The following is a 23894-nucleotide window of genomic DNA, read 5'->3' on the forward strand; positions in this document are numbered from 1 at the left end:
TGAACCTCGCTTAAGGAAATTTCTGAGTGATGCTTTGCCATTAGTTTTTGATGAAGATGTTTTGAGATAACTCTTTGGTTAAATAGGAATGGTGTTTATTATCGGTTTTCACTTCCATCGATTCGTCGAAAGCATATTTTTTGATAACCTGTATGCTGCTTCCGATGGAGATATTTTTTCGTCCAGCATTTCAAGTACCTGGGAAGATTGGTTCCCGATCTGCGTAACGATAGCTGTTCTTTTTCTGAAAGAGTAGCCAATGATACCTGCTTGGGCTGTATGATCTTACCATTAGCATCCGGAATGGGGTCTCCGTGCGGATCGGTTCGGGGAAATCCTAAAAAGGCATCCAACTTATTAATCAGTTTTTCATTGCTGATATGTTCCAGCTCTTCCGCTACTTCATGCACTTCTTCCCAGTTAAAACCCAATTTTTGCGAGAGAAAGTATTCCCATAAACGATGTCGTCTTACAATACTTACCGCCGCCTCAGTACCAGCGGAAGTAAGCGTGCAGCCGTAATAAGCTTTATAGCTCACCAATCCTTTTTACTCAGCTTTTTTAGCATGTCGGTAATAGAAGCAGGGGCTGTGTGAAGTGTGGTAGCCAGGTCGTTGGTAGCAACAATACCTGATGTGGTCTGGAGGTGGTAAATGGTCTTAAGATAATTCTCTTCTGCGATCGAAAATCGGATCATGCCTAAATAATAATTTAGACAAACCTAAAAATAATTTTCGATATTATAAAACTTTCCGTGCAAATCGGGTTCGCCTTAAAGTACATTTCCAAAAACTATGGTATTATTGGTGAAGTATTGTTTATTTGTAGTTAATATAATAGGTAACAATTATGCTATACAGGCTCTGCTTTTTACTGTAATGATGATAATGGTGTTCTCCTGCGGCAATAAGAAGAAAAAAATGGCCGGGGAAGATGATGTGAATTTGCAGGAATTTGTGGATTTCTTTCCAGAGGCTCAGCTGCCTTTTATATATGCAGATAGCTCCCTGTATGCTAAAACAGATGATAGTTTGCTTATTAGTGCGGAGATTTTTAATGAATTTACGCCCGATAGTGTGTTAACTGCCAGCTTTGGAGCCGAAAAACCTAAGTTGTATGCTATAGGAAAAATCCTTGAAAAAGAAGGGACGGTTTACCTGATGTCGAAGGCTGCCACTGCCAAAACAAAAGTGATGTTTATTTCGGCCTATAACAACAAACATGAATTTTTAGCTGCAATGCCGTTTATGAAGAGCCAGAAGGAAAGAGGCGTTTCCACGCTGGTTACAATTGATAAGCTTTTTAATATTAGTAAGAAGACCATCAAAAAACTACCGAATGACGTTGAGATAAGCGGCGATGATATATATGTGCTGAACAGTGCTGCTAAGAAATTCATGCTGGTAATGACAGACGCTTTGGGCGACGATGCCGAAGTGATCAATCCTATTGATACCCTTGGGCGGAATTATAAATTCGCCGGGGATTATGGTGTGGGCTCGCGTAATATTATTTCCATTCGTGATAATATTAAGCCTGGCCGTGTTCAGTTTTATATTCACCTGGAAGAAAAGAATTCCGAGTGCAGCGGTGAGCTTAAAGGCGAAGCCAATATTACTTCAGAAAATACCGTTATCTATAAGAAACCGGGTGATCCCTGCGCCCTGCAGTTTGAGTTCGATAAAAACGGTGTTACCCTGAAGGAGTTGGAGGGTGCGGATCGCGCATGGGAGCGCTGGACTGCACGTTTAATGGCAGGTATCCTAAAAAGAAAGCCCCTAAAAAATAACTATCTATTGTTTCTGAAAATCCTTCGATAAAGCTTCTACCTCTGACGCCTGCATGTTTTTAGAGGCAACTGACAGACGGTATTTGAAGGTTACGGAGCTACCCGGCTGAAGGGTATAGTTCAGGGTTTCTGCGCCGTTACTAAAAACTTTTCGGCCCAAAGGATTGGCCGCAAATAGTCCGTATCCCCTTGCATGCCAATAAGTAGGGTATCCGGTGTTGCGGGGTGATCAAAAATCGCAATGGTGATATCTTTACTATCCTTGATGCCCTTTAGCATGGCCCAGGGTGCTTTACTGCTCCAAACATTATCTCCTTTTATACCATTGCTATTGTAATACATGCCGGAGATATTGGCGCCCGATGAAGGATCTACTTTTGTTTTGTTGCCATGTGCATCAACAAAAATACCGGGCTCTTTCGAAGGCATTTCCAGTTCCCTGGCCACACGGATAGCAAAAAAACCATCTTTTACATCTTTAAATACTACGGGCTCTTTTAACGCCGTGAGAGTCGTAGATCTGTCAATGATCACTACTCCGTTTTGTACTTTAAAGTCATAGGTGGTTTTTTCTTTTAAGAAATGGGCTCCTGGTTATTATACCAGTTAGCAGTAGCTACAAGTTGCGCTTTGTTAGCAGATTTACTGGCCCGTTCAATTTTCTCGTGTTTAATGGTACCATATAAGTTTTTCTTATCAGCCGCTATTGCCGTAGAATTATTCCAGAAATCAATGCCATTTACCGATTCGTAGTTCAGCCATATACCTACATGATGCGGGTGGTCTGTTCTTTCACCCAATCGTGGAGCAATAGGATAGCCCCTGGTTACCGTAATACCGTCAATAGTATTTACAGGGTACAAAAAAGGTTTAGCTATTGAATCGTAATAACAGTAGGAGGTAATTAATTGACCATTATAGATAATGTCAGCACGCCTATCGCCTGGTTTGGAGATAATACTAAAACCATTTTGGGAGTAGAGCAGCGGTGTGCAAAGTAAAAGGCAAAATACAGCGATCGTTTGTTTCATCGGGCAATAATTTGAAAGGTATAATTGAGGTTTTCAAGATAACTCTTTACCGCTTTATTTACAAATAGACCCGACTGAAAATAAAAAAACCGGGTATTGAAGTACCCGGTTTTTATAGATTATAAAGTTCGTATTATTTATTTAGCTGTTTCTGCCTTTGCAGCCGAAGCGTCCGTTTTTGTTTTATCCTTGCGGATACCACCTCTCAGATCTACCAGTACAGGTGCTGCCACAAATACTGTAGAGTAGATACCGGTAACCACACCGATCAACATAGCGAATGCAAAACCACGGGTAACCTCACCACCAAAAATGAACAGGATCAGGATGGTTAAGAATACCGTTAAGGTTGTCATAATGGTACGGCTTAAGGTTTCATTGATCGCTTTATTTACCAGGGTTTTCTGATCCATGGTAGGATGAAGCTTCATGTCTTCACGAATCCTGTCAAAGATTACCACCGTATCGTTCATAGAGAAACCAATCACCGTAAGGATCGCCGCGATAAAGTGCTGATCGATCTCTAATGGGAAAGGAACGATTTCCTTGGCAAAAGAGAATACGATTAAAGTAACCAATGTATCATGTATCAGCGCGAAAATAGTACCCAGTGAGAACCTCCAGTCGCGGAAACGAATAAAGATGTACAGGAATATTGCGATCATGGCGAACAGGGTTGCTTTTACTGCGCCTTTCTTCAGATCGTCAGAAATGGTAGGTAATACTTTTTGCGTACGTGTTTTATAAACAGTATCAAACTGGCTGAAGCTTGTGTTGGCTGGTAAATAGCTCTTCAACCCCTCAAATAGTTTATGCGTTACAATAGAGTCGGCTACTTCTGTTCTTGGGTCTCGGATCATGTAAGAAGTAGTGATATCCAGCTTGCTGTTATCATCTACTGTTTTAATGATCGGGTTTTCATCGTCAAAAGCAGCTTTCAGATCATCTCTCACTTTTTCAACATCTACTACTTTACCAAACTCCACACGATAGCTGCGTCCACCATCAAATTCAACACCGTAATCGAAACCATTAAAAATGGTAGCAATACCCAGTATGAGGATGATAGCAGAAATTACATAAGCCCTTTTTCTGAACTCGATAAATTTGAATTTCGACTTCTTCTCGATTGCGTTACTTACTTTGCTGAAATAGTTCAGGTGCTTGTTTTTATTGGTAAACCAATCGCTTACCCAACGGCTCACCAGGATACCGCAGAATAAGGAAAGAAGTAGACCCAGAATCTGCGTGGTAGCAAAACCTTTAACAGGCCCCAATCCAAAGTAATATAATATAAAGGCCGTAAGCAAAGTGGTAACGTGACCATCCAATACAGGCGCTAACGAGCGGTTATAACCATCGTTAATTGCCGGCAGGTATGCTTTTCCTTTTCTAAGTTCTTCTTTAATTCTTTCGTAAATGATTACGTTGGTGTCAACCGCCATACCGATGGTTAATACCAGACCCGCAATACCCGGAGCGGTTAATGTTGCCCCCAAACCGGCTAATACACCAATAGTGAAAAGGAGGTTTAAGATCAAAGCAATATTAGCCACCCAGCCACTGGTATTGTAGTAGATGATCATCAGGGCAAATATCACAATGAAAGAAATAATGAAAGATTTCAATCCACCCTGGATAGCAGCAGCTCCCAGTGTTGGCCCTACTGTTTCTTCTGATACAATTTTAGCAGGAGCAGGCAGTTTACCAATTTTTAAGATATTAGCCAGATCGCTTGCTTCCTCTTGTGAGAAGCTACCGGAAATGCTGGAACGGCCGCCTTCGATGGCTTCGTTAACATTAGGAGCGGAGTAAACAGTACCATCCACCACGATGGCAATAGCACGTCCTACATTCGCTCTTGTAAGATCAGCCCATAGTTTAGCACCCGAATTGCTCATTTCCAGGCTCACATTGGTTCTGCCGGTCTGGTCAAAATCGTAACCAGCGTTGATCACCTGCTCACCTTCCAGTTTAGCTTTCTGACGACCAAATGTTTTGATGGCATATAAACCTACAACAGGCGATTTTTTTCAGGGATGCCAAACATCCAAACCAGGTCAGCAGGGAACTGGTTTTTAACGTTTGCCGATTCCAATATTCTGCGAATATTGAAAGTGTCTTTTGTCAACACCTGGCCAATCATACCATTATCAATCAATCGTCCCTGTTGCTGATCAACAGAGAAACCGATCCATCCATATAAATGTTTTTTAGCTTCAGCTTCCTGATTGGTAGCTGCTGCATTAGCTTTGGGTGCATCTTTTTTAGCAAGGTCTTTTAACTGAGCCTGCAGGTTACCCGTGTCAACTTTGGCAGTTGCTGCCGTTTTAGAGGTATCTGTGGTTGCGCTGGCTACGGCAGTGGAATCTTTGGCAGCAGTACTGTCTGCTGCAACTTTTCCACCATTACCGGCAAAAAACAACTCATCTGCTTTCTGAACATTTGGCCAGATCTCACTAATATTATATACCTCCCAGAATTGCAGGTTGGCGCTCGCCTGAAGGTTTTTCTTTACACGCTCTTTATCCTGCACCCCTGGTAACTCAACAGAGATAATTTGCTTTTCAGCATCCGGGTTAATATTGGGCTGTGCTACGCCGAATTTATCAATACGCGTAGTGATCAACCTCGATGTGTTATCAAATGCAGCTTTCGCCTGTTTGTTCAGGTAGCTGATTACTTTAGCATCATCGTCAGTAGCTTTTAATTCTGTATTGCTGGAGTTAGCAAACAATGCAGCCAATCTTCCGTTGGGAACCAACTTTTTGTATTCGTCAACAAATAAGGTTACAAAATTAGCATCGCTGTTTGCTTTTCTATGGTCAGCATTCACTATAGCTTTAGTGAAGTTTGGGTCTTTGGAGTTATTAGCCAGTGTAGATAATACACCGCTCATTTCCACTTCCATGGTTACGTTCATACCACCCTGAAGATCCAGACCCAGGTTCAATTCTTCGCCTTTTGCTTTTTGGTAGCTGATAGGACCTGTGATACCATAAGATACCGTAACATCTCTGGTGCTGTCTTTTAATTCAACCAATCTCGCTTCATAAGCTTCATTTAACCATTCCTGGTAAATTGCCTGAGAATCTTTGTTGGCGGGATACTTGGCAGCAGCAGCCGGATGAGTTTTGTCTACATAGCTTTGCGCTTGTTTTTCAAGCTTCTTTTCATGATTTCTTACAAACCAGGTAAACGATAATTGATACAGGGAATAAATGATAAGCAAAATCGTAAAAAAACGAACCAGGCCTTTGAGTTGCATACGAGTTTAATATTTATAATTCACTTAGTTTGGTAAAGGTATCCGGCACAATAATGCACCAAAAGACCTTATCCGGTTTTTTTAAAGGCTGCAAAGATAAGGGTTAGGCGAATTGAAAGTTGATAAGTTATTAAGTTGATAACCGTATGTGCGAAAAAATATCAGGAAAAGTGTTTTTCTATAAATTAACCCCAAACTTTTAAACTTTTAAACTAATCAACTATTACATTTGCATGATTTTTTATTCTAACAGAAAAATATTTAAAAAATGCAATTATCATCTCTTTTAGAGCGCTTTGCAGAGCCGGAAACGCTTAAGATGGCAAAATTGGGGCGCGAATTAAGGGCGAAAGGTGTTGATGTAATTGACCTTAGCCTTGGCGAACCTGACTTCGATACACCCGAACACATAAAACAGGCTGCTATTCAGGCTATCAATGATAATTGGAGCCACTATACACCCGTACCGGGCTTTTAGACTTACGTGAAGCGGTTTGCACCAAGCTGAAGAGAGATAATAACCTGGATTATAAACCTGAGCAGATCGTAGTATCTACAGGGGCCAAACAAAGCCTGGCGAATGTGTTATTGGCTTTGGTAGATGAAAATGACGAGGTAATTATTCCAACACCTTATTGGGTAACTTACTCGGAGTTGGTAAAGATTGCCCGCGGTAAAGTGGTTGAGATCAGAACCAGCATAGAAAAAGGATTTAAAGCTACCGCTGAAGAAGTGGAGGCTGCGATCACGCCCAATACAAAAGCTTTCTTGTTTTCTTCTCCCTGTAATCCTTCAGGAGCAGTATATAGCAAAGAAGAATTGGCTGGCTTAGCAGAAGTTTTTAAAAGACATCCGCAGGTAACCATCATCTCTGATGAAATCTATGAATATATTAATTATGTAGGCGATCACGAAAGTATAGCCCAGTTTGAGGAGATCAAGGACAGGGTAGTTATCGTAAATGGATTAAGTAAAGGTTTTGCAATGACCGGATGGCGCATTGGCTACACTGCATCTTCAGTTACTATTGCAAAAGGAATGGAGAAACTGCAGGGACAATTTACCAGCGGTACCTGCTCTATTGCGCAAAAAGCCGGTGTAGCAGCTTTAACAACCGATCTGAAACCAACAGAAGAAATGGCAGAAGAATTTACGCGCCGTAAAAAGCGTGTTTTAGAATTAGTGGGTGATATCCCCGGTGTTATCTGCTCTGATCCGGATGGAGCATTTTATATTTTCCCTGATATGAGCGCTTATTTTGGTAAAACAGATGGAGAGACTTTTATAAAAGATTCTGCTGATTTATGTATGTATATTTTGAACACCGCACACGTATCTTCAGTTATGGGAGCTGCATTTGGTGAACCTAATTGTGTTCGTTTTTCATTTGCTAACAGCTTACCCAATATAGAAAAAGGATGGGGACGGATTAAGGATGCGCTATCTAAATTGCAGTAAAAAATTTAATATGTATAAAAGACTCCCGATGAGGGAGTTTTTTTATACATTGCAGCTTTTACAACGATTGTGAAAAATATTGAATAGATTTGCAACAGAAGGATTGACTGATTCTTGAGAAGATTGAGTTAAATTGAAACTAAGCCATGAGCCTTCACACTAAACGTAAGCGCATTCTGTTTGCAATCATTTGTATTGCATTCCTGTCAATATTCCACTCAATTGTAAACGCACAGGATAAGAAGAATGTGATTTTGCTAATGCCTGATAATAAGGCAAAGGTTGATTCTATTTTAAGTTATGTAGAAAAGAATGGACGTGATGTATCGCGCGGCGTATTGTATGAGGAAGCTTTCCGGTTAGTAGATCAGCTGCATTACAAAGAGGTAGGGCCGTTGCTTTATAATTCCTACGGATATTTTAAACGGGAGCTTTCCGAGTACAATGAATCCATCGGTCTCCACATTAAGGCCCTGGAGTTATCTAAAAAGCAGGAAAACGTACACGAAGAAATTAAGGCATATAATAACCTCGGAGTTGCTTACCGGAGAATGGATGATTATAATACCGCTCTGGAGTATCTGATGGATGGCTTAAAACTTTCTGAAAAAACAGGCGACGATTACAGCACCACCATAGCATTGAACAGTATTGGAAATATTCATTTAGCGCAAGGTAATTACCGTGCTGCCATTGACTATTTTGCACAGTGTATGCCATTAGCTATCAAAGCAGGCAACGAAAGAGGTATTGCCATCAACCTTCAGAATATGGGGGAGTGCTATGAAAAACTGAATATTGCTGATTCTGCACGCATCTATTATGATCGGGCATTAGAGTATAATAAGAAAAGAAATGATCTGAAAGGAATAGCTATTTGCTATAACAGTTTAGGCAATATTCTTTTAGAAGAGGGAAAATCTGATAAGGCACTGGCCTTATACAAAAAAGCGCTACCGATAAATATTGAATTAGGTGACAGAATTTTTATTGCCAATAGCTATAATCATATTGCAGCCGCACATTTAAAAGACGGTGATTTTAAAATGGCTCGTCAAATGTACGACAGCGCGCTGTACATTTCAACCGCTATACGATCTGTAACGGAAGCCAAAGAAGCCTACTTTGGGTTGATGAAAACATCAGAAGCTGAAAATAACTGGGCGCAGGCGTATAGCTATAGCGGTCTTTATAAGGCCCTTTCTGATAGTATTCTTAATGTTAAAAGCTCGCAGTCTTTAAGGGCCAGGGAAGTAGCTTATCATCAGAACAAAATAGCATTACTCGAAAAAGACGATAAGAATAAGAATATTATAATGATTGGTAGTCTTATCTTATTCTTATTATTACTAGCGTCGGGCATTTTATATTATTTGCGAAACCGACTCCTGGAGCGAAACCGATCGCTGCAAAGAGAATTAGAGATCCGTTCGCAGATCGCTTCAGACCTGCATGATGATATGGGGTCTTCTTTAAGCAGTATTCATATTTTTAGCGAACTCTTGCGCAAGAATGGGAATGATTCGCATGATCTTTTATCCAAGATAGAGGCCAACGCTAAGGATACTTTGGAAGCATTAGATGATATCATCTGGCTGGTAAAACCCAGTAATGATAAATTCAGTAACCTTAGCATGCATATCAGCGAGTTTTCTATACCATTATTTGAATCGAAAAACATTGCTTTTGAGATAGACTTTCCTGATGCTATTTCTGAAATTCCGCTACCTATGGAAACAAGAAGAAATATTTTCCTGATTATTAAGGAGTCGGTAAATAATCTGATTAAATATTCAGAATGTAGCCAGGCATCTATTAAAGCGTCCCAGGACCAGGGCGATCTGTGCTTTATTGTAAAAGACAATGGTAAAGGATTTGATCCTCTCAAACTTACTAATAGAAACGGCGTAAAAAATTTAAAGGCAAGGGCTAATCAAATCAATGCCGATATACAGATCAATTCTGCACCAGGGCAAGGCACTGAAATAATACTGGTGGTAAGAGCCAGGGAACTTACCGTTCTGCACGCAGTATAGTCTGTTACTCAATATAACGAATATCAGGATTGATCCTTTTCAGATGTTCAATAAAGGCCTGGCGTAAACGAGGTGCAATAATAACGCAATCATGCTCGTTGTATTCTACCATTAATCTATCGACAGAAAAACCGGGACCGCTTAAGAGGTGACGTTTTTTACGGCTTACTTTTTTGATAGTTTCAATATCTAAAGATTCTGTAAAAAGAAACCCGCTTTTAATGGTTAATATATTTTCGTAAATGGTATAGTGGGTTGTGTAAAAAATGTAAAGAGTAAAAGCTCCAAACCCGGCTGTAACCGCAAATAAGGCAATACTTTTCAACCAGCGCAACAATCAACAAAACAACCAAAGCAATAATAAATAATAGCTTAATGAGGAGGCTGGCTTTTGTTTTATATACGATCATCATAGTCGGGGTTAATACTTACTTCTAAGTTACATCAAAGTACAGGTAAAGTGCTAAGAAAAAATCGCCATAAAAAAGCCAGCGATATTTAAACCGCTGGCTTTTGAGTAGGAGCAAAATTGTATCAGTTTACTGTTGTATGGCTTCTACAACTTTTACATATTTGTAACCACCGTCTTTATCTACCTGTTTCAGGCGTACAAATACTTTTCCTGTGGTGTCATTTACAGCTGCATCTTGTTTTGAGCAGGAAGCCAATCCCATAACTGTAAGCCCGCTTACCAGCAGTAAGGAGTAAACCCATTTGTTACGTTTATTAAACGCCAGGCAGCTGAAGGCAACAGCAAATAATGAGATTCCTAATAAGCCGGTAGCGGCAGCCACATCTGTCTTAAAGTTATAATGAAGCGCAGCACTGGAATTGCCATCCGCCGCCAGGCTGTTTACCTTTCCCACTTTAACGAAACGTTCGCCATCACTCGATACTTCAATATCAAAATAAGCGTTATTCAACTCGCTCAGGGTATTCCAGTTTACTACCAGCTGGCCGTTCACGATCCGGGCTTCCATCGATCCCAGTGTAACAGGGAGTGTGGCATCTACTTTTACTTTGATGGTAGCGTGATTAGATATATTACCCTGGTTGTCTTTAATAGTGTATTCTATTACGGCTTCTCCTGTAAAACCTGCAACAGGGAGGAATGTTACCACACCAGTAGCAGGATTCAGCGTAAATGTTCCTTTACCCGTTATAAAAATAGAACCATCTGCATCCGGTGTGGTAGATCCAACCGTATATAATTGCACAGAGGCCGGATCCAGGGCGTAGGTACCAGCGATGTCATTGGTTTTAATATCTAATGTTACCGGGCTGGTTACATTTGGCGCAATGGCCGTTGAGTCGTTAATAGCTACAGGCGCAACCCAACGGGCACAACGGGCGCCATCGTTAGGGAAATAGCCCTGGAAAGCGCTTGAGTAAGGTGTTGCGACAATACTACCTGCCGGCGCCACTAAAGTATTAGGAGTCGCAATTTTATAGATCTGGCCGGTGAGGTTATTACCAACAAACATATTACCCAGGTTATCCATAAAAGCAGTACCATAGGTTCCTGTACCGGTAGTGCCCGAAACAGAACCTAGTACCGTCATGGTATTCGTAGTTGGATTATACCTGAACAATTGAAGACCACTGGTTATCCCATAAATATTTCCGTCCACGGGGCTAAAAACAAAATCGTTAACATTAGTAGTAGAACCGGTACCGGCAAATGTGCCGGTTGGTACATTGTACTCCAGCACCGCAGTAGGTGTAGCTGAGTTCAGATCTATGCTGATGAAATTCCTGTTTTCGTAATCATAGAGATAATAAATGCCATTTGTAGCCACATCACCTGCTACATAGGAAATACCCGTAGGTAAAAGACTGTTAGGGTCTGCCACTGTTATTTCCTGAACAGCTCCGTTTGCACCTACCCGAAAAACCTTACCGGTATACATCAGGTAACCGTACATGTATCCATCAACCGGGTTATACCCCAGCGCATTTACATACCTCGAAGCGCCACCCGAAGGAATAATCCCAGCTTTTACCAGCGTGGCATTACCGGTTGAAAGATCAAAAGTGTACAAGTCACTCGTGTTAGACTCCCCAGTGCTGTTAATAATGTAGGCTGATCCGTTGGAGCAATTGACCTGCGTTGGACTTTGAGCAAACAGGTTCAACGAGAAAAATAAGGCTGCTAGCCAAAATAGTGGTTTAGGAAGGGCCTTTTTTAATCTTTGTGTCATCATTAATGATTTTAGTAAGGTTAAATAAGGATATCCTTGTTTAGAACGGCTGCTAAGATATCAGCCCGCGCCGTCTGGTGACAGCGCTTTTCGATGAATAGGGCGTATGGCTCGTTGAAAATGTGATATTTCTATCCGAAAAAAATCCTGTATAATTTATTAGAGTTGATTTTTACTCGGTGTTAAAACATTGAATATGAGCATCAGATCATGAAAACTTTTACAAAATCCAGCTCCTTAAAAGAAGGGTCTTAGTATTTAAAAAACACGCAGGATTGACTTTACATCATTGGTATAATGTCCGCCGAATAAAACTGCATGCACCAAAAGCGGATAGAGTTGTGCATAAGGCAGTCGGTTGAGCCAACCATTTTCCAGAGGGTAGGCTTCATGATAGCTCGTATAAAACTCATCCTTAAAACCACCAAAAAGTTTCGTCATCGCAATATCCATTTCACGATGTCCATAGTAAACTGCGGGATCGAAAATGGCGGTTTGTCCCCCGGCTATAGCTGAATAATTACCACTCCAGAGATCGCCGTGAAGCAGGGCAGGCTTTTCTTCGGGGAAAATGTCTTTAATCGCACCACAGAAGTTATGGGCTTGGGCGATATCGGCGGATGAGAGCTGATGTTGATCAAACAGCATTTTTACTAAAGGTAAAATGCGGTAATTAGCGTAGAAATCCGGCCAGTTAGGGGTTAGTGTATTGATTTGAGGAAGACTGCCGATATAGTTGTTTTCTTTAAAACCATATTGAGCCTGGCTTACCCTGTGCAGGCCCGCAATACCTTGTCCGAATTGGTAAGGGGCGTAGGAGCCGGGATCCTCGTCGAGCCATTCCAGCAACAGAAACTGGTATTCACCGGCTGTACCGGTTTGGATAACGCCCGGCACTTTTAAACTGGTATGATTTCTCAACAGATCTAATCCATCGGCCTCCCGCTTTAACATGTCGGGGTAAAGCACGGCGTTATTCACTTTAAGAAAAAATCGTTGCTTACCTGTGGTGATGCAGAACGCTTTATTAATGTCACCGCCATGTATCTCCGCGATATTTTGGGGTGTAAACGGGAGCTGCTTTAATATACTGTTTGACAACATGGGCCTTGTTTTACCGGGGCAGAACTGCTATTTACCGGTTTTTGTATTTTTTTATGAAAAAATGAGGCTCCTTCTTTTATTTTTAAAGGTTACAATGTGCACCAATGTGTATTAAAAATAGCTGATCGAAAGCAAAATTGATGATATATTTATAATTGGATTAAGGCAGACAGCATGGAGAATACAAGTATTAACGGATACATATTAAAATATAAGTTGGGCGATGGTGGCATGGCGGAGGTTTGGTATACAGAAAACTACCTGCAAAAACCGGCTGCCATAAAGATCTTATTAAAGAAATTTTGCGAAGAAACTGACCTGGTTGCGCGTTTTCAAAATGAGGCGCAATTGATGGTGCAGCTCAACCACCCTAATATTCGGAATATACAGGATTATGGAATGATCGAAGACAGGCCCTGTATGATTATGGAATACCTGGAAGGTAAAGACCTGTCTGCCCGCATGAAAAGCGGTGAGCAGTTTAGCAGTGAGCAGTTGATACAATGGTGGAATAACCTGGTGGATGCCTTACAGTATACGCACCGGAAACATATTGTGCACCGGGATATAAAGCCGGCTAATATTTTCGTAACCGATGACGGAAAAGTAAAATTGCTGGATTTTGGAGTTGCCAAAATAAAGGATAACATAACCGTTACACAAACGGGTTCCCGCATGGGTACCTTAATGTACATGAGCCCGGAACAGGTGTATGATGTAAAAAATCTCACGCACAAAACTGATAATTATTCGCTGGCGGTAACCTTTTACCACCTGGTTACGGGCAAGGCTCCTTATGATAGTTCAAAGATATCCGACTTTGAAATACAGGAGAGCATTGTAAGGAAGGATATTGACCTGACGGTTTTACCCCAACCTTGGCGTGATCTTTTGCCAGGCTATTTCAATAAAAATGCAGAACAACGGAGAGAGCTACATCCTGTTCGGGCAAACACTGTTGAAGATAGTGATGCAACCATGTACATCAATCCGGTGCAACCGGTCAAAGAAAATCAAAGCCAGCTGCTGTCAGGCCACAACCGGTTTATCAGCAGCCGGCTGCAACCAAACGCAGCCCGTTTTATGTGTTGTTTCCGGTGGCCGGTTTTAGGCTTGATAGCTTTTGCACTAAATAAGGATAAGGTAACAGGATTCTTTAAAAAAGTGGGGAGCCTACGCTCAGGGAAGCTGTAACCACGACACCCAAACCCAGGCAGAAGAAGGTTGAAGCAGACGTAGCTAAAGACACTCCGGCCAGTTTACCGGATACTATTGTATCGAATGGCGATGATGGCAGTATAGACCAGGTAGTGGTAAGTGCAGATCCTGCCCAGATTGAAGCGGAGGCGAAAGCATTGATCAATAATTATTATCGTACCAGGAGTAATTGCAGTGGACTATCTGCCTACTTTAATGAGGTGGTGAAACAATACTACAAGAAGAGTAATGTGCCCCTTAGCGAGATCAGGAAAGAGTGTGAGGGGTATCATGGTAAATGGCAATATACAGAAGCAGATATCAGTAACGATTCTTATGTATTTACACATAATCAAAATGGTAAAACATACGTTGATTTCAGTATGTTGTATAAGATTCGCCAGAATGAGGTAGACGATTGGATCCCCTACAATATTGATGTGTCAATGGTGATAGACGAAAATCATAAAATAGAAAGAATTGTAGAAAGACGAATTGAAAAATTGTAGATACAGCTGACTTTACCGTAATTAGCAGGAATCAAATATTAACTCATAAATTATGCTGAATAAAATAAAAAAGTGGTTGTTACCCGATGAGGAGGAAGAAGAGAAAAGATTAACCAACCAGGTTTTGGTTAACCAGGTAGTTGAGTCGTTCAAGGAAACGATAGAACGGGAATCGTTTAATAAAAGAATGATGTACGATTGCAGCTACCTGATCCTGATGCGCCCCGAAGATTATCACCATGCCGAGCTCAGACTGGCGGGTATAACGGAAGGTATTCTCGACGAATTTTATGGTCATATCAACGAGAAAAAATCAATATCCACGTTATGATCCTATTGGTAGTTTCTGGGATTTTCAATACTGCCCGGCAGAAAAGGGAGTGGATAATACAGAGATAGAGCCCGGATCGGTACAGGTCGTAAGTGCGCCCACTTCCGAAAAGTCATGGATGGAACTATCGAGTGAGCAGATCAAAGTTTCGGTTAGCAGCAAACACTCCAAATACTCCAAGTATGATCTGAACCCCAATACATTTGCCAATATTGATATTTTATCGAAAGGACATTTCAGGGTCAAATTCAATAAAGAGCTTTTTGCTTCAGAATCTTCAACTGCTGCTGCCGGTACCAATACTTCTGTAACACCTAAAAAAGATAAATTAGCTATTACAGTTTGTGATCAATAAGCAGCGCTATAGTTTCCCCATGCGGGAAAAGCAGTTAAAGATCACCCGGGCTGTTGGGGCTTACCAGCACGGCTACCTTGCTTTGCATTAACGAGCCGTCTGGCTCTTTACAGAAAGAGCACGTGATGATCAAGTATGAAGAAGGGGCAAGACTTTTTACATCGCGCTGTTTGCCGATGCTTTTGTAAACGAACAGAAGCTGGAATTAAGCCGCATAGGAGAAACTCCTGTATGGCATCCGTTAAAGAATGATTCAACCATAGTATGTGGTATTTTTCAGCTGGATTTTAAAGCTGAGGTGTGAGGAAGAGGGCGGATGACAGGGGACAGGTGGGATATGACAGAGGAGAGAGTAGATTACAGTGGACAGATGACAGAGGAAAAGGGAAGAAAGAATAGATGCCGGGGCGTGGGGATGTATCGGTAGGTGGCAGACAGCGATGTTTTTATTGTTTAATCTATTAATAAAACACGTATTATGACAAATTACAAAAATCTGGAGGTATGGAAGAAATCGATGGAACTTGTAAGGGAGATCTACTTACTAACAAAAACGTATCCTAAAGAAGAGTTGTATGCATTAACAAGTCAAACGAAAAGGGCCGCTGTATCTGTTCCCGCTAATATAGCCGAAGGTTCTGGCAGAAATTATAAAAAGGATACAATACAATTTCTGCATATATCACGAGGTTCTCTTTATGAATTGGAAACATTATTAAATATTGCAGTTATGGTTGATATTACTTCTGAAGAGTTATTTGAGCCTTTTGTTTCAAGTATTGATGAATGTTTGAAAATACTAAACGGACTTATTACTTATTATGAGAAATCTACTTTAAAATAGTCTGTCATCTGTAGTCAGTCAACCGTCAACTTTTTTATGATTCCCATTCTACTGATCGTATTTATAGTATTGGTGTTTTACCTGCAAACAAAAACAAAGAAATGAGCAGAGCTATTGTGTCGCATGTGCAAACAGATATTGGCCGCAAGCGCGATAATAACGAAGATAATTTTGTATGGTTATCCGAATTGTGGAGTAAGCCTTCCATCGCATTGGTAGGCGCTATCGATGGTGTGGGTGGTTACGAAGGGGTGAAGAAGCATCGGCAATGGCCAAAAGCACCATTGAAAACTATTTGCAGAACTTTAGTTTTGGAGCTCCGCTGCAATTACTGAAAGAAGCTTTTATTAATGCCAATAATGCCATTCATACCCGCCGTGTGGAAGCCGGTCTCCAAAGAATGAGCTGTGTTGCTTCTTTGGCGATATTGGACGCAGAGAAAGAGATGATGTATGTTGCTCATGTGGGGGATAGCAGGGGCTATGTTTTCAGAAACGGCGAGCTGATAAAAATTACACAGGATCATTCAACAGTTGGGTTTAAGGAAGATAAGGGGTTTCTTACAGAGGAGGAAGCCATGTTGCATCCTCAGCGTAATGAGATCAGTAAAATGTTGGGCGAGTACATGATCGATGCCAACGACAGCGAGGGCTATTTTGACTTTTTTGAACATAGTTTTCTGCCGGGTGACATTGTACTATTTTGTAGCGATGGCCTCACCGACCTCGTGAACCGCGAAGGGATGGGCAGCATTTTATTACCAACAGCCACTTTAAAAGCAAAGGCACAGCAATTGATCGACGCGGCCAATGAGCTGGGCGGTAAAGATAATATAACGGTGGCGCTGGCTACCTACGCAGGCAAAGCGCCTGCAAAAAAGAAAGCCTACAAGAATACCATCGAAGTGCCCATTAGTGAAGAAGAAGACCTGTTGACAATTATGGATAAAAAGCCTGCACGTAAAAAAAACAGTGGTTGTGGTTACTCCCGGTAGTGTTCCTGGCGGGCTTCCTGGCCAATTGGGCCGGAACAAAAGAATATTCCTCCCCGGAAGCGTAGACAGGATTGATACGGTATTTATAAAGGATACGATTCCGTATTACGACAGTTTGCGCAGTAAGGATACCCTGATACAGGCTACCGATACTATTTTCAGCGATAGTGCCCGAAACCGTAACACAACCGGCTATTAAGATCATCATGAAGAAGAAACAAAAGATCGAATTACATTCCCGAAATATTGAGCGGCTATTATTAGCTTTTGTAACGCTGATAATGATCTTGATGGCCTTTAGTTACTATAACCATATTAAAAAAGAGTTGCAGGATGCTGAGGAGGGCTACGCCAATGGTACCGTCATTAATTTAGCCGCACCGCTAAAAACCGAAACACTTAAGAATATATTTACCAAAGGAGGTTATTTTACTGATGCCAGGTATATCAGCTTTATTACAGGTAATGTAAAACAAAAGGTAGATGAACAACAGCGCCTGCCCAACCTGGGCGCATTAAATAAAGTGCCCATGCTGATAGATGCGGCCTCTTTTTACAAAGTGGCAGCGAGTCTGGAAAGCTCCGGTATATTAATTCGCTGGCGCACCTGGGTGTTGATTCAACTTTGAATACGCAGGAAAGGATGGCTCCGGCAACATATCCTTCCGTGGTGAAAGCAGGCACTGAAGAAGGGATATCTGTTAGTGGTTCCATTAAGATACCGATATCAAAGAGTGGTATCGGTAATGGTGTTTTAGTAAGGCTTACCCGTATTTATCCGGAAGCCTATTTTGATACTTTACCCGGCGATGCCTCCTCTATACCTACAGAATTTTACGCACGTACCGATGCAGATGGGGACTATGAATTTACTAACCTCGATCCTGATGGAAATTACAGCGTAGCCGCTATAAAGCCTGGCTTTAATTTCGGACCGCCCAAAGGAACAGCGGCAATTGGTTCCAGCCGTGAATACGATTTTACCGGTAAGCCGCACCAGCTCAGGCTTCTGGATAAAGTAGAGTACCGTCAAATTAAAAACGATAAAGTACTTACCGTGCGTACTCCCGAAACTTTCAGAAAAGAATTTTTTACCTATACGATTCTGTTTGTGCTGGGTTTCTGGCTGTTGCATGTTGCATTATATTTAAAAAACTACAGGAGCGATCAGTTTATACTGCCCCTGATCATGTTTATTTCGGGTATCGGCATCATGGTGCTTTACAGTGTACAGGATCCTTTACGCGATGAGGTATATGGCACCGGCATGGCTAAATACATTGGCCTGGTATTATTGGTGTTTGCTGTATTAGCATTTGTTTTTAAATCCAACCCGGTTAATCGCTTCTATCATTCCAAATGGTTTGATCCGGTTTATAACTGGCTTCCTTTTACCAACAAACTAAAAGATCCAAGAGGGTTTACCTGGCTGCTGTTATCGATTGGTTTAATGCTTTTGCTGGCTATGTTTGGCACAGGTCCCGAAGGAAGTGGTGTTAAAGTAAATCTTTTCGGGTTCCAGGTAAGTGAGCTGTCCAAATACCTGATGGTGATATTCTTTGCTGCTTATTTTACTGTAAATGCCGGTTACTTTAGAAATATACCGGATAACAGGTGGCTAACGAAGAACAATCTCCTGATGTTCGGGCTCTTTTTGTTTCTGCTGGCTATCTATGCCATCCTGGGCGATCTGGGGCCTGCCGTGGTATTATGTCTCACCTTTTTATTCTTTTACTCTTTTGCTAAAAATGAGTTCTTTGAAATGATCGCTGCGGCAGCCATATTTGGTGTGCTGCTGTTATTGACGGGCAAATTTCTGAACACTCCCGAACATAATTATTTACCCTGGCTTGCTTTGTTAGCCTGTGGAGGAACCTTAGCCTATGCCTTTATCAAAAAGAAGCATGAGTCCATGTTCTTTATGGTATTGATCATGTCATCGTTTATTCTGCTCGCAGCACTGCCATTTAAATTTACCCAACGCCTGGCTGATAGAAATGGCATGTTTGCCAATATGTGGGAAAACCAGCTGGTGGGCGGCGACCAGGTAGCGCAAGGCGTATGGTCATTAAATACAGGGGGAATAATGGGTCAGGGACTTGGAAAAGGTTTTTCTAATGTAATGCCTGCACATCATACCGATATGATCCTGCAAAGCATTGGTGAGGAACTGGGATTGGTTACTTTGATTGCGTTGTTTTTTGCATTGGGTTTATTGGTGTACCGGTGCATTCTTGCAGCCAGAAGAACCGGCAAACCATTTATGTTTTATATGATGTCGGGGATTGCTATTGCTACCATGCTGCAGTTTATGTTAATTGCTGCCGGTACGCTGGGTTTATTGCCGCTCACGGGTATATCTGTGCCGTTTTTAAGTAAAGGTAACGCCGGTATTATTGTTACCCTGGTAGCCTTTCTTTTTGTATTGATCATGTCTAACGAAAAAGGCGATGCGATAGAAATGGAATATGTAAAGAAGCATTTTGATAATGTGAATACCTATGCCATTCTTACGTTTTTTACCGTGGTGTTAATCTTTACAGGCAGCCTCGTGTGGTACCAGGCTAAATCCAACGAGTATATTGTAAAACCCGCCCTGGTGCTCAATAAGCAGGGCGCCTGGCAGTATAGTTACAATCCGCGTATCGGTTTAATGCTGCGGGAAATAAAGGCCGGCAATATATATGATAAGAATGGGGTGCTATTGGCTACTTCCAGCAAAACCAGTTTTCAAAAGAACAAAACCAAATTAATCAACCTGGGTGCTAATACAGCTTTGTATAATGAGCAGCTGTCGAGAGACCAGGATCGCTATTATCCTTTTGGCTCCGACCTGTTATTCTGGCTGGGCGACTATAACAAAGAAATAGCACGGGAAGAAAGTGCGGGCTATGCGGCTGAATTCAGGCATTTTACGGCCTTAAGAGGCTTTGAGGTGAGTTATACCACTACTGCAAGAACTACCGATCGTTTTAAAGAGAATAAGTTTTTACCGGAAACTACGGTAGACAATGAGCTGGCGTTGTATGATTATAGTGCTTTAGCTCCTTTTATAAAGGCCGGTAAAGAGAGCGCCCTCATCGAAGAACAAAATAATAAACAAAAAGATATTTGGTTATCGGTGGATGTATTGATGAATGAAAAGATCAATGCTATTATACAGAGCCAGGCGCCCTACAAAGATTTCAGAACTTCGGTGGTGGCGATCAACTCCAAAACGGGAGACGTATTATCTTCGGCTTCCAATCCTTCACCATCCTATAAAGATCAGAAGCTGATCAGCAATATCGAACCGGATGATTATCGCAACATTTACAAACAGATATTTAGCGACAGGATGGTGGTGCCGCAAGACCTGGGCATTACTTATACATCGAGGCCGGGATCAACGGTAAAGATCATTGATGCGTATGCCGCCTTCAATCAATACGGATTAGGAGCAGCTAATTTCAGCTTCTTTGTTTATCCTGCAGAAGTGATACGGGCTGATGAGCCTTCCAACGAAAATGTAGATATGCGTAAAGCGATCGTTCGCTCCAGCAATGTATACTTTATTAAGCTGGCTAATGAGAAGAAGCTGCAACCTTCGCTTTTTGAGATGTATGATATGCTGGGCATGAACATTATTAACCGCGGCGGTTACAATTTTAAAAAGCCACTGGATTATAACAAGGAGGCTAATTTCAAAGCCTGGGATGAGTTCCTGGATAAGGGGCGCGGCATTTACAATACAAAAAGCCAGCGATTAGCCAATACGCGTAAGCGTTTTCAGTCCAATTATTCCAATATAGCCTGGGGGCAAGGTGAGCTGATGGCTACGCCGCTACACCTGGCTAAAATGAGCGGAGCCATTGCGAATAAGGATTCTCTGCAACCGTCCCGCTTCCTGTATAAAGCATGGAACAGACCGCTGCAACAGGAGCCTGCACTGGCATTAGCTAAAAACACAGGTACAGCAAGTATTATGTCGGGCTACCTGAAAGAGCAATCTTCGAAAGTGGCCGCTGCAACAGGTCTTGAAGTGTATGGTAAAACGGGTAGTCCCGAAAGAGACAAACTGGTGAAGGTAAATGGGCAAACGATCCGTAAGAGAATTACAGATGCCTGGTATACTTTTTATGTAGCGTCTCCTAAATTGGGCGCGCCTGTAGCGTTTGCCATACGGATAGAAGAAATTGGTAATTCAGAACATGCCAAACAACTGGCTATTGAGATGCTGAAACAGTTAAAAGCCGCCGGTTATTTTTAGGCAATGCAATTTTTAAAACGGGTTAAACAGAACAATTAATAATTATTGATCATCATGAGCAATTGGTTTAAAAAAAGCTACAGCAATTGTCAGATAAATTGAATGCGGATGAGGAGTCGGCGCTTCCTAAGCAACCTGAAGACAGTGGGGTAGCAACAGGTTCACAGAACAATCGTACCGTGTCATTAGATAACGTGGAAGAGCTTAAAGAGGTGACAATCGGAGCTATTAGCCGGGCTATCAAAATGATGGGTTATGGAAACAGCACCGTATCTGGTTTTGTTTTTCATTCGCGTTTCGCCGATAATGCTATTGAGAACGTAGCCGTAAATGCCCTTACGAAAGATGCGGATTTTATCAAGCAGATTAAACGTACCTTAAAATCAAGAAACACCGCCTATAAGGAGAACTTCACGATTGAGGTATTGAATAATTCCGCATTAACGGATAAGGTCACACCCATTATAGAGGGTATGGGAGTAGAAGTGCTGATCCGGGAGAATCGCTGCGCAAAGTAAAAGCGAGAGTGATCGCCACCGAAGGTATTACCTGGGAACCCGAATACCTGCTGGAGCCTTCTGGCAAGACTTATTTTATAGGCAGATGCAAAGATCCTAAGATTGATAATGGTCCCAAGATCCATAATGATATAGCATTTGTGGGTATGGAAGAAAAGGATGAGGAACAGTACCAAATCAACAACTATATCAGCCGGGCGCATGCACAGATTGTTTTTGACAAAGACCTGGGCGCTTTCAAGATCTACCGTTCCAGGTTCTTAAACAATCCATCGCATAAAATAAAGATATACAATACCGGTAAGAATGATTTTGCAGGAGTAAGCCTCAATCAGTCCACCGTACCGCATGTATTAAAAGATGGCGATTCCATTTGCTTCAATGATAAAATTGTGTTGGAATTTTACGTGGTAGAGGGTGATACAATAACTCAATTAAGGAACGTCACCTTGTCCAAAGGTTCGAAGAACTCCTTTAGAGACTCCCTGGGAGAGCGGAACGCGGTGGAGTCGAAAGGTCTCCTGAACAGAGCGGAATGAGGATGGCTTTTTCGACTAGCGAATGGATTTATTTTAAAAGCTAAACGCTTTAAGCAGCAGTATTATGACAGAATTATCCACATCATACGATATTTTAAAAGTTTTAGGACATGGCGGTTTTTCTGCGGTATTTAAGGCACGCAGAAAAGCTGATGGAGATATCGTAGCCTTAAAACAACTAGATTTAACTATTGAGAATGAAACGGAGAAAGAATACCGCGATTTTAAGGAGGAGGTAGATATATTGAAGAAGCTGGATCATCCCAATATTGTAAAAGTATATGAGGAGCATATACTGGATCATAAGCCTTCCCTGGAAATGGAATTCGTAGATGGGGAAACGCTGGAGACCATCCTTAAAAAAGAAAAGTACTTTTCGATCGATGATACGTTGGATCTGATAGAACAGATCGCGGGCGCTTTGAATTATTGCCATCATTATTATCTGCCTGGTAATGTCGCGCAACACACCGAGTCTGCGCTGCTGAAAAGAAATGCGGTGATTCATAACGATATTAATCCTAAAAATATCATCCGTACTCCCAATGAAGACGGAAGCTATCGTTATGTGCTGATCGATTTCGGACTATCTTTTACCGATCCCAATGCGGTAAGACATAGCAAAAAAGAAGAAGGGATGGCTGAATATAAATCGCCCGAAAAATGGAGCGGCGCCATGGTAGACGCCCCTTCAGATATTTATAGTTTTGGTATTGTGATTTATGAAACATTAACAGGGGTAGTGCCTTTCCCTGTGAAAGATTACAAGGTTGCCGGCGACATGATCCAGCTGGAGGAAAATCACCGGAGTGCGGCCGTACCCGATATGTGTAAAAGCCGGACTGCTATCTTAAGCGGGGATAATGAAGAGGACGTTGAATGTGATATTCCTGAATGGCTGGAAATGCTGGTGAAAAAATGCCTGGAAAAACAGCCGGAGGATCGGTTTAAAACCGGCCGGGAGCTCAGCCAGTTTTATTATGATGGCATTGAAGGGAAAATAGAAGTTCCTAAACCAAAAGAGCTCGAGCCCGATGTGATCGATATAGATCCTATGGCGGCTGCTTCAGTTCCAATTGAAGGGGCCTGGTTGGAGGTAGTGCCCAACTTTATTACCCAACCACAGCGTTATTCTTTAAACAAAGAGATCACGATTGTTGGCCGTTGGAATGATGGAGGCTCGCAGCAAACAGCTGATTTCGCCATACAAACCGGTGATAAGTTTATCTCGAAAAATCATTGCCAGATCATCAGGCGCGAACTCTCTGACGGTCGCACCATTTATCAATTGGGCGACGTTGCCCCCAGCAAAAACGGAACCTTTTATAATGACGATCGAAACACCCATAGATTGGAACCTCATATTAAAGTGAACCTGAAAGAGGGGGATTACTTTTGGATCGGGAACACGCAGTTGATATTTCACGGGCAATAATCTTTATGGAAACAACCCGTGATTGTTTTAGATGAG

Annotated in this window: 24 protein-coding genes and 1 pseudogene; 17 read left to right on the forward strand and 8 right to left on the reverse strand. The window is 41.8% G+C overall.

Translation table 11 applies throughout. From position 1 onward, the window contains the following. Positions 1 to 98: 98 nt before the first annotated feature. Together MKP07_RS24395 and MKP07_RS24400 are read right to left on the reverse strand one after the other, a co-directional pair. Positions 99 to 539, reverse strand: a complete 441-nt coding sequence (locus MKP07_RS24395) for a metal-dependent transcriptional regulator (RefSeq protein WP_240851043.1) — start codon at positions 537 to 539, stop codon at positions 99 to 101. Then, positions 536 to 697 (reverse strand): metal-dependent transcriptional regulator, encoded by a 162-nt coding sequence (locus MKP07_RS24400; RefSeq protein WP_240849651.1) that lies wholly within the window; start codon positions 695 to 697, stop codon positions 536 to 538. Before MKP07_RS24400 ends, MKP07_RS24395 begins: the two co-directional genes overlap by 4 nt. A gap of 109 nt (positions 698 to 806) precedes the next feature. Between MKP07_RS24400 and MKP07_RS24405 the strand changes: the two genes are divergently transcribed. Continuing rightward, positions 807 to 1820, forward strand: a complete 1014-nt coding sequence (locus MKP07_RS24405) for a hypothetical protein (RefSeq protein ID WP_240849652.1) — start codon at positions 807 to 809, stop codon at positions 1818 to 1820. Here MKP07_RS24405 and MKP07_RS24415 read toward each other — a convergent pair. The 3 genes and pseudogenes from MKP07_RS24415 to MKP07_RS24425 form a co-directional block, all read right to left on the reverse strand. Continuing rightward, a pseudogene (locus tag MKP07_RS24415) lies at positions 1794 to 2820 on the reverse strand (DUF6807 domain-containing protein). The gene MKP07_RS24405 and the pseudogene MKP07_RS24415 sit on opposite strands and share 27 nt — an antisense overlap. A 137-nt stretch (positions 2821 to 2957) precedes the next feature. Continuing rightward, a complete protein-coding gene (gene secF / locus MKP07_RS24420) occupies positions 2958 to 4778 on the reverse strand; it encodes a protein translocase subunit SecF (RefSeq protein WP_240849653.1) in 1821 nt (606 codons plus the stop codon). 56 nt (positions 4779 to 4834) lie between these two features. Next, on the reverse strand, positions 4835 to 6088 hold the full coding sequence (locus tag MKP07_RS24425) for a preprotein translocase subunit SecD (protein ID WP_240849654.1): 1254 nt from the start codon (positions 6086 to 6088) through the stop codon (positions 4835 to 4837). 268 nt (positions 6089 to 6356) lie between these two features. Between MKP07_RS24425 and MKP07_RS24430 the strand changes: the two genes are divergently transcribed. The 3 genes from MKP07_RS24430 to MKP07_RS24440 all read left to right on the forward strand — a co-directional run bounded on the left by MKP07_RS24430 (position 6357) and on the right by MKP07_RS24440 (position 9582). Continuing rightward, a complete protein-coding gene (locus MKP07_RS24430; RefSeq protein ID WP_240849655.1) occupies positions 6357 to 6566 on the forward strand; it encodes a hypothetical protein in 210 nt (69 codons plus the stop codon). Continuing rightward, a complete protein-coding gene (locus tag MKP07_RS24435) occupies positions 6533 to 7546 on the forward strand; it encodes a pyridoxal phosphate-dependent aminotransferase (RefSeq protein WP_240849656.1) in 1014 nt (337 codons plus the stop codon). Before MKP07_RS24430 ends, MKP07_RS24435 begins: the two co-directional genes overlap by 34 nt. Positions 7547 to 7692: 146 nt before the next feature. Then, the gene (locus MKP07_RS24440; protein ID WP_240849657.1) at positions 7693 to 9582 is read left to right on the forward strand and encodes a tetratricopeptide repeat-containing sensor histidine kinase; all 1890 of its coding nucleotides are present in this window, start codon (positions 7693 to 7695) and stop codon (positions 9580 to 9582) included. A 4-nt stretch (positions 9583 to 9586) separates the two neighbouring features. Here the strand turns inward: MKP07_RS24440 and MKP07_RS24445 are convergent, their stop codons facing one another. The 3 genes from MKP07_RS24445 to MKP07_RS24455 all read right to left on the reverse strand — a co-directional run bounded on the left by MKP07_RS24445 (position 9587) and on the right by MKP07_RS24455 (position 12887). Beyond that, positions 9587 to 9907, reverse strand: a complete 321-nt coding sequence (locus MKP07_RS24445) for a PH domain-containing protein (protein WP_240849658.1) — start codon at positions 9905 to 9907, stop codon at positions 9587 to 9589. 214 nt (positions 9908 to 10121) lie between these two features. After that, entirely contained in the window at positions 10122 to 11717 is a 1596-nt protein-coding gene (locus MKP07_RS24450; protein ID WP_240849659.1) for a DUF6923 family protein, read from the reverse strand. A 324-nt stretch (positions 11718 to 12041) separates the two neighbouring features. Next, complete coding sequence (locus tag MKP07_RS24455; protein WP_240849660.1) at positions 12042 to 12887, reverse strand: fructosamine kinase family protein; 846 nt, start codon at positions 12885 to 12887, stop codon at positions 12042 to 12044. 174 nt (positions 12888 to 13061) lie between these two features. Between MKP07_RS24455 and MKP07_RS24460 the strand changes: the two genes are divergently transcribed. The 13 genes from MKP07_RS24460 (at position 13062) to MKP07_RS24520 (ending at position 23858) form a co-directional block, all read left to right on the forward strand. Further along, complete coding sequence (locus tag MKP07_RS24460) at positions 13062 to 14081, forward strand: serine/threonine protein kinase (RefSeq protein WP_240849661.1); 1020 nt, start codon at positions 13062 to 13064, stop codon at positions 14079 to 14081. A gap of 116 nt (positions 14082 to 14197) precedes the next feature. Then, a complete protein-coding gene (locus tag MKP07_RS24465; RefSeq protein ID WP_240849662.1) occupies positions 14198 to 14593 on the forward strand; it encodes a ShlB/FhaC/HecB family hemolysin secretion/activation protein in 396 nt (131 codons plus the stop codon). Positions 14594 to 14645: 52 nt separating this feature from the next. Beyond that, positions 14646 to 14924, forward strand: coding sequence for a hypothetical protein (locus tag MKP07_RS24470; RefSeq protein ID WP_240849663.1), 279 nt, complete (start codon positions 14646 to 14648; stop codon positions 14922 to 14924). Further along, positions 14884 to 15279 carry a hypothetical protein gene (locus MKP07_RS24475; protein WP_240849664.1) on the forward strand — a complete coding sequence of 132 codons (396 nt, stop codon included), beginning with the start codon at positions 14884 to 14886 and terminating at the stop codon, positions 15277 to 15279. Before MKP07_RS24470 ends, MKP07_RS24475 begins: the two co-directional genes overlap by 41 nt. Positions 15280 to 15757: 478 nt before the next feature. Beyond that, the gene (locus MKP07_RS24480; RefSeq protein ID WP_240849665.1) at positions 15758 to 16123 is read left to right on the forward strand and encodes a four helix bundle protein; all 366 of its coding nucleotides are present in this window, start codon (positions 15758 to 15760) and stop codon (positions 16121 to 16123) included. A 101-nt stretch (positions 16124 to 16224) separates the two neighbouring features. After that, positions 16225 to 16458: a hypothetical protein gene (locus MKP07_RS24485; protein ID WP_240849666.1), complete on the forward strand. Its 234-nt coding sequence runs from the start codon at positions 16225 to 16227 to the stop codon at positions 16456 to 16458. Continuing rightward, complete coding sequence (locus MKP07_RS24490) at positions 16392 to 17117, forward strand: PP2C family protein-serine/threonine phosphatase (protein WP_240849667.1); 726 nt, start codon at positions 16392 to 16394, stop codon at positions 17115 to 17117. Before MKP07_RS24485 ends, MKP07_RS24490 begins: the two co-directional genes overlap by 67 nt. Then, positions 17101 to 17316 (forward strand): hypothetical protein, encoded by a 216-nt coding sequence (locus MKP07_RS24495; protein ID WP_240849668.1) that lies wholly within the window; start codon positions 17101 to 17103, stop codon positions 17314 to 17316. Before MKP07_RS24490 ends, MKP07_RS24495 begins: the two co-directional genes overlap by 17 nt. Before the next feature lie 7 nt (positions 17317 to 17323). Next, positions 17324 to 17746, forward strand: coding sequence for a hypothetical protein (locus MKP07_RS24500; RefSeq protein WP_240849669.1), 423 nt, complete (start codon positions 17324 to 17326; stop codon positions 17744 to 17746). Between the two features lie 14 nt (positions 17747 to 17760). Next, a complete protein-coding gene (locus tag MKP07_RS24505) occupies positions 17761 to 21366 on the forward strand; it encodes an FtsW/RodA/SpoVE family cell cycle protein (RefSeq protein ID WP_240849670.1) in 3606 nt (1201 codons plus the stop codon). Positions 21367 to 21452: 86 nt separating this feature from the next. Then, positions 21453 to 21884: a hypothetical protein gene (locus MKP07_RS24510; RefSeq protein ID WP_240849671.1), complete on the forward strand. Its 432-nt coding sequence runs from the start codon at positions 21453 to 21455 to the stop codon at positions 21882 to 21884. 8 nt (positions 21885 to 21892) lie between these two features. Next, positions 21893 to 22423 (forward strand): hypothetical protein, encoded by a 531-nt coding sequence (locus MKP07_RS24515; protein ID WP_240849672.1) that lies wholly within the window; start codon positions 21893 to 21895, stop codon positions 22421 to 22423. 64 nt (positions 22424 to 22487) lie between these two features. Next, complete coding sequence (locus MKP07_RS24520) at positions 22488 to 23858, forward strand: FHA domain-containing serine/threonine-protein kinase (protein ID WP_240849673.1); 1371 nt, start codon at positions 22488 to 22490, stop codon at positions 23856 to 23858. The last annotated feature ends 36 nt before the right edge of the window (positions 23859 to 23894 follow it).

The sequence above is a fragment of the Paraniabella hibiscisoli genome (assembly GCF_022512515.1).
GTDB classification, from domain to species: Bacteria; Bacteroidota; Bacteroidia; order Chitinophagales; family Chitinophagaceae; genus Niabella; species Niabella hibiscisoli.

Coding starts and splice junctions, on each gene's coding strand:
- MKP07_RS24400 (WP_240849651.1), bottom strand. CDS start 697: ATGATCCGATTTTCGATCGCAGAAGAGAATTATCTTAAGACCATTTAC.
- MKP07_RS24425 (WP_240849654.1), bottom strand. CDS start 6,088: ATGCAACTCAAAGGCCTGGTTCGTTTTTTTACGATTTTGCTTATCATT.
- MKP07_RS24430 (WP_240849655.1), top strand. CDS start 6,357: ATGCAATTATCATCTCTTTTAGAGCGCTTTGCAGAGCCGGAAACGCTT.
- MKP07_RS24440 (WP_240849657.1), top strand. CDS start 7,693: ATGAGCCTTCACACTAAACGTAAGCGCATTCTGTTTGCAATCATTTGT.
- MKP07_RS24455 (WP_240849660.1), bottom strand. CDS start 12,887: ATGTTGTCAAACAGTATATTAAAGCAGCTCCCGTTTACACCCCAAAAT.
- MKP07_RS24460 (WP_240849661.1), top strand. CDS start 13,062: ATGGAGAATACAAGTATTAACGGATACATATTAAAATATAAGTTGGGC.
- MKP07_RS24470 (WP_240849663.1), top strand. CDS start 14,646: ATGCTGAATAAAATAAAAAAGTGGTTGTTACCCGATGAGGAGGAAGAA.
- MKP07_RS24475 (WP_240849664.1), top strand. CDS start 14,884: ATGGTCATATCAACGAGAAAAAATCAATATCCACGTTATGATCCTATT.
- MKP07_RS24480 (WP_240849665.1), top strand. CDS start 15,758: ATGACAAATTACAAAAATCTGGAGGTATGGAAGAAATCGATGGAACTT.
- MKP07_RS24485 (WP_240849666.1), top strand. CDS start 16,225: ATGAGCAGAGCTATTGTGTCGCATGTGCAAACAGATATTGGCCGCAAG.
- MKP07_RS24490 (WP_240849667.1), top strand. CDS start 16,392: ATGGCCAAAAGCACCATTGAAAACTATTTGCAGAACTTTAGTTTTGGA.
- MKP07_RS24500 (WP_240849669.1), top strand. CDS start 17,324: ATGAAGAAGAAACAAAAGATCGAATTACATTCCCGAAATATTGAGCGG.
- MKP07_RS24505 (WP_240849670.1), top strand. CDS start 17,761: ATGGCTCCGGCAACATATCCTTCCGTGGTGAAAGCAGGCACTGAAGAA.
- MKP07_RS24520 (WP_240849673.1), top strand. CDS start 22,488: ATGACAGAATTATCCACATCATACGATATTTTAAAAGTTTTAGGACAT.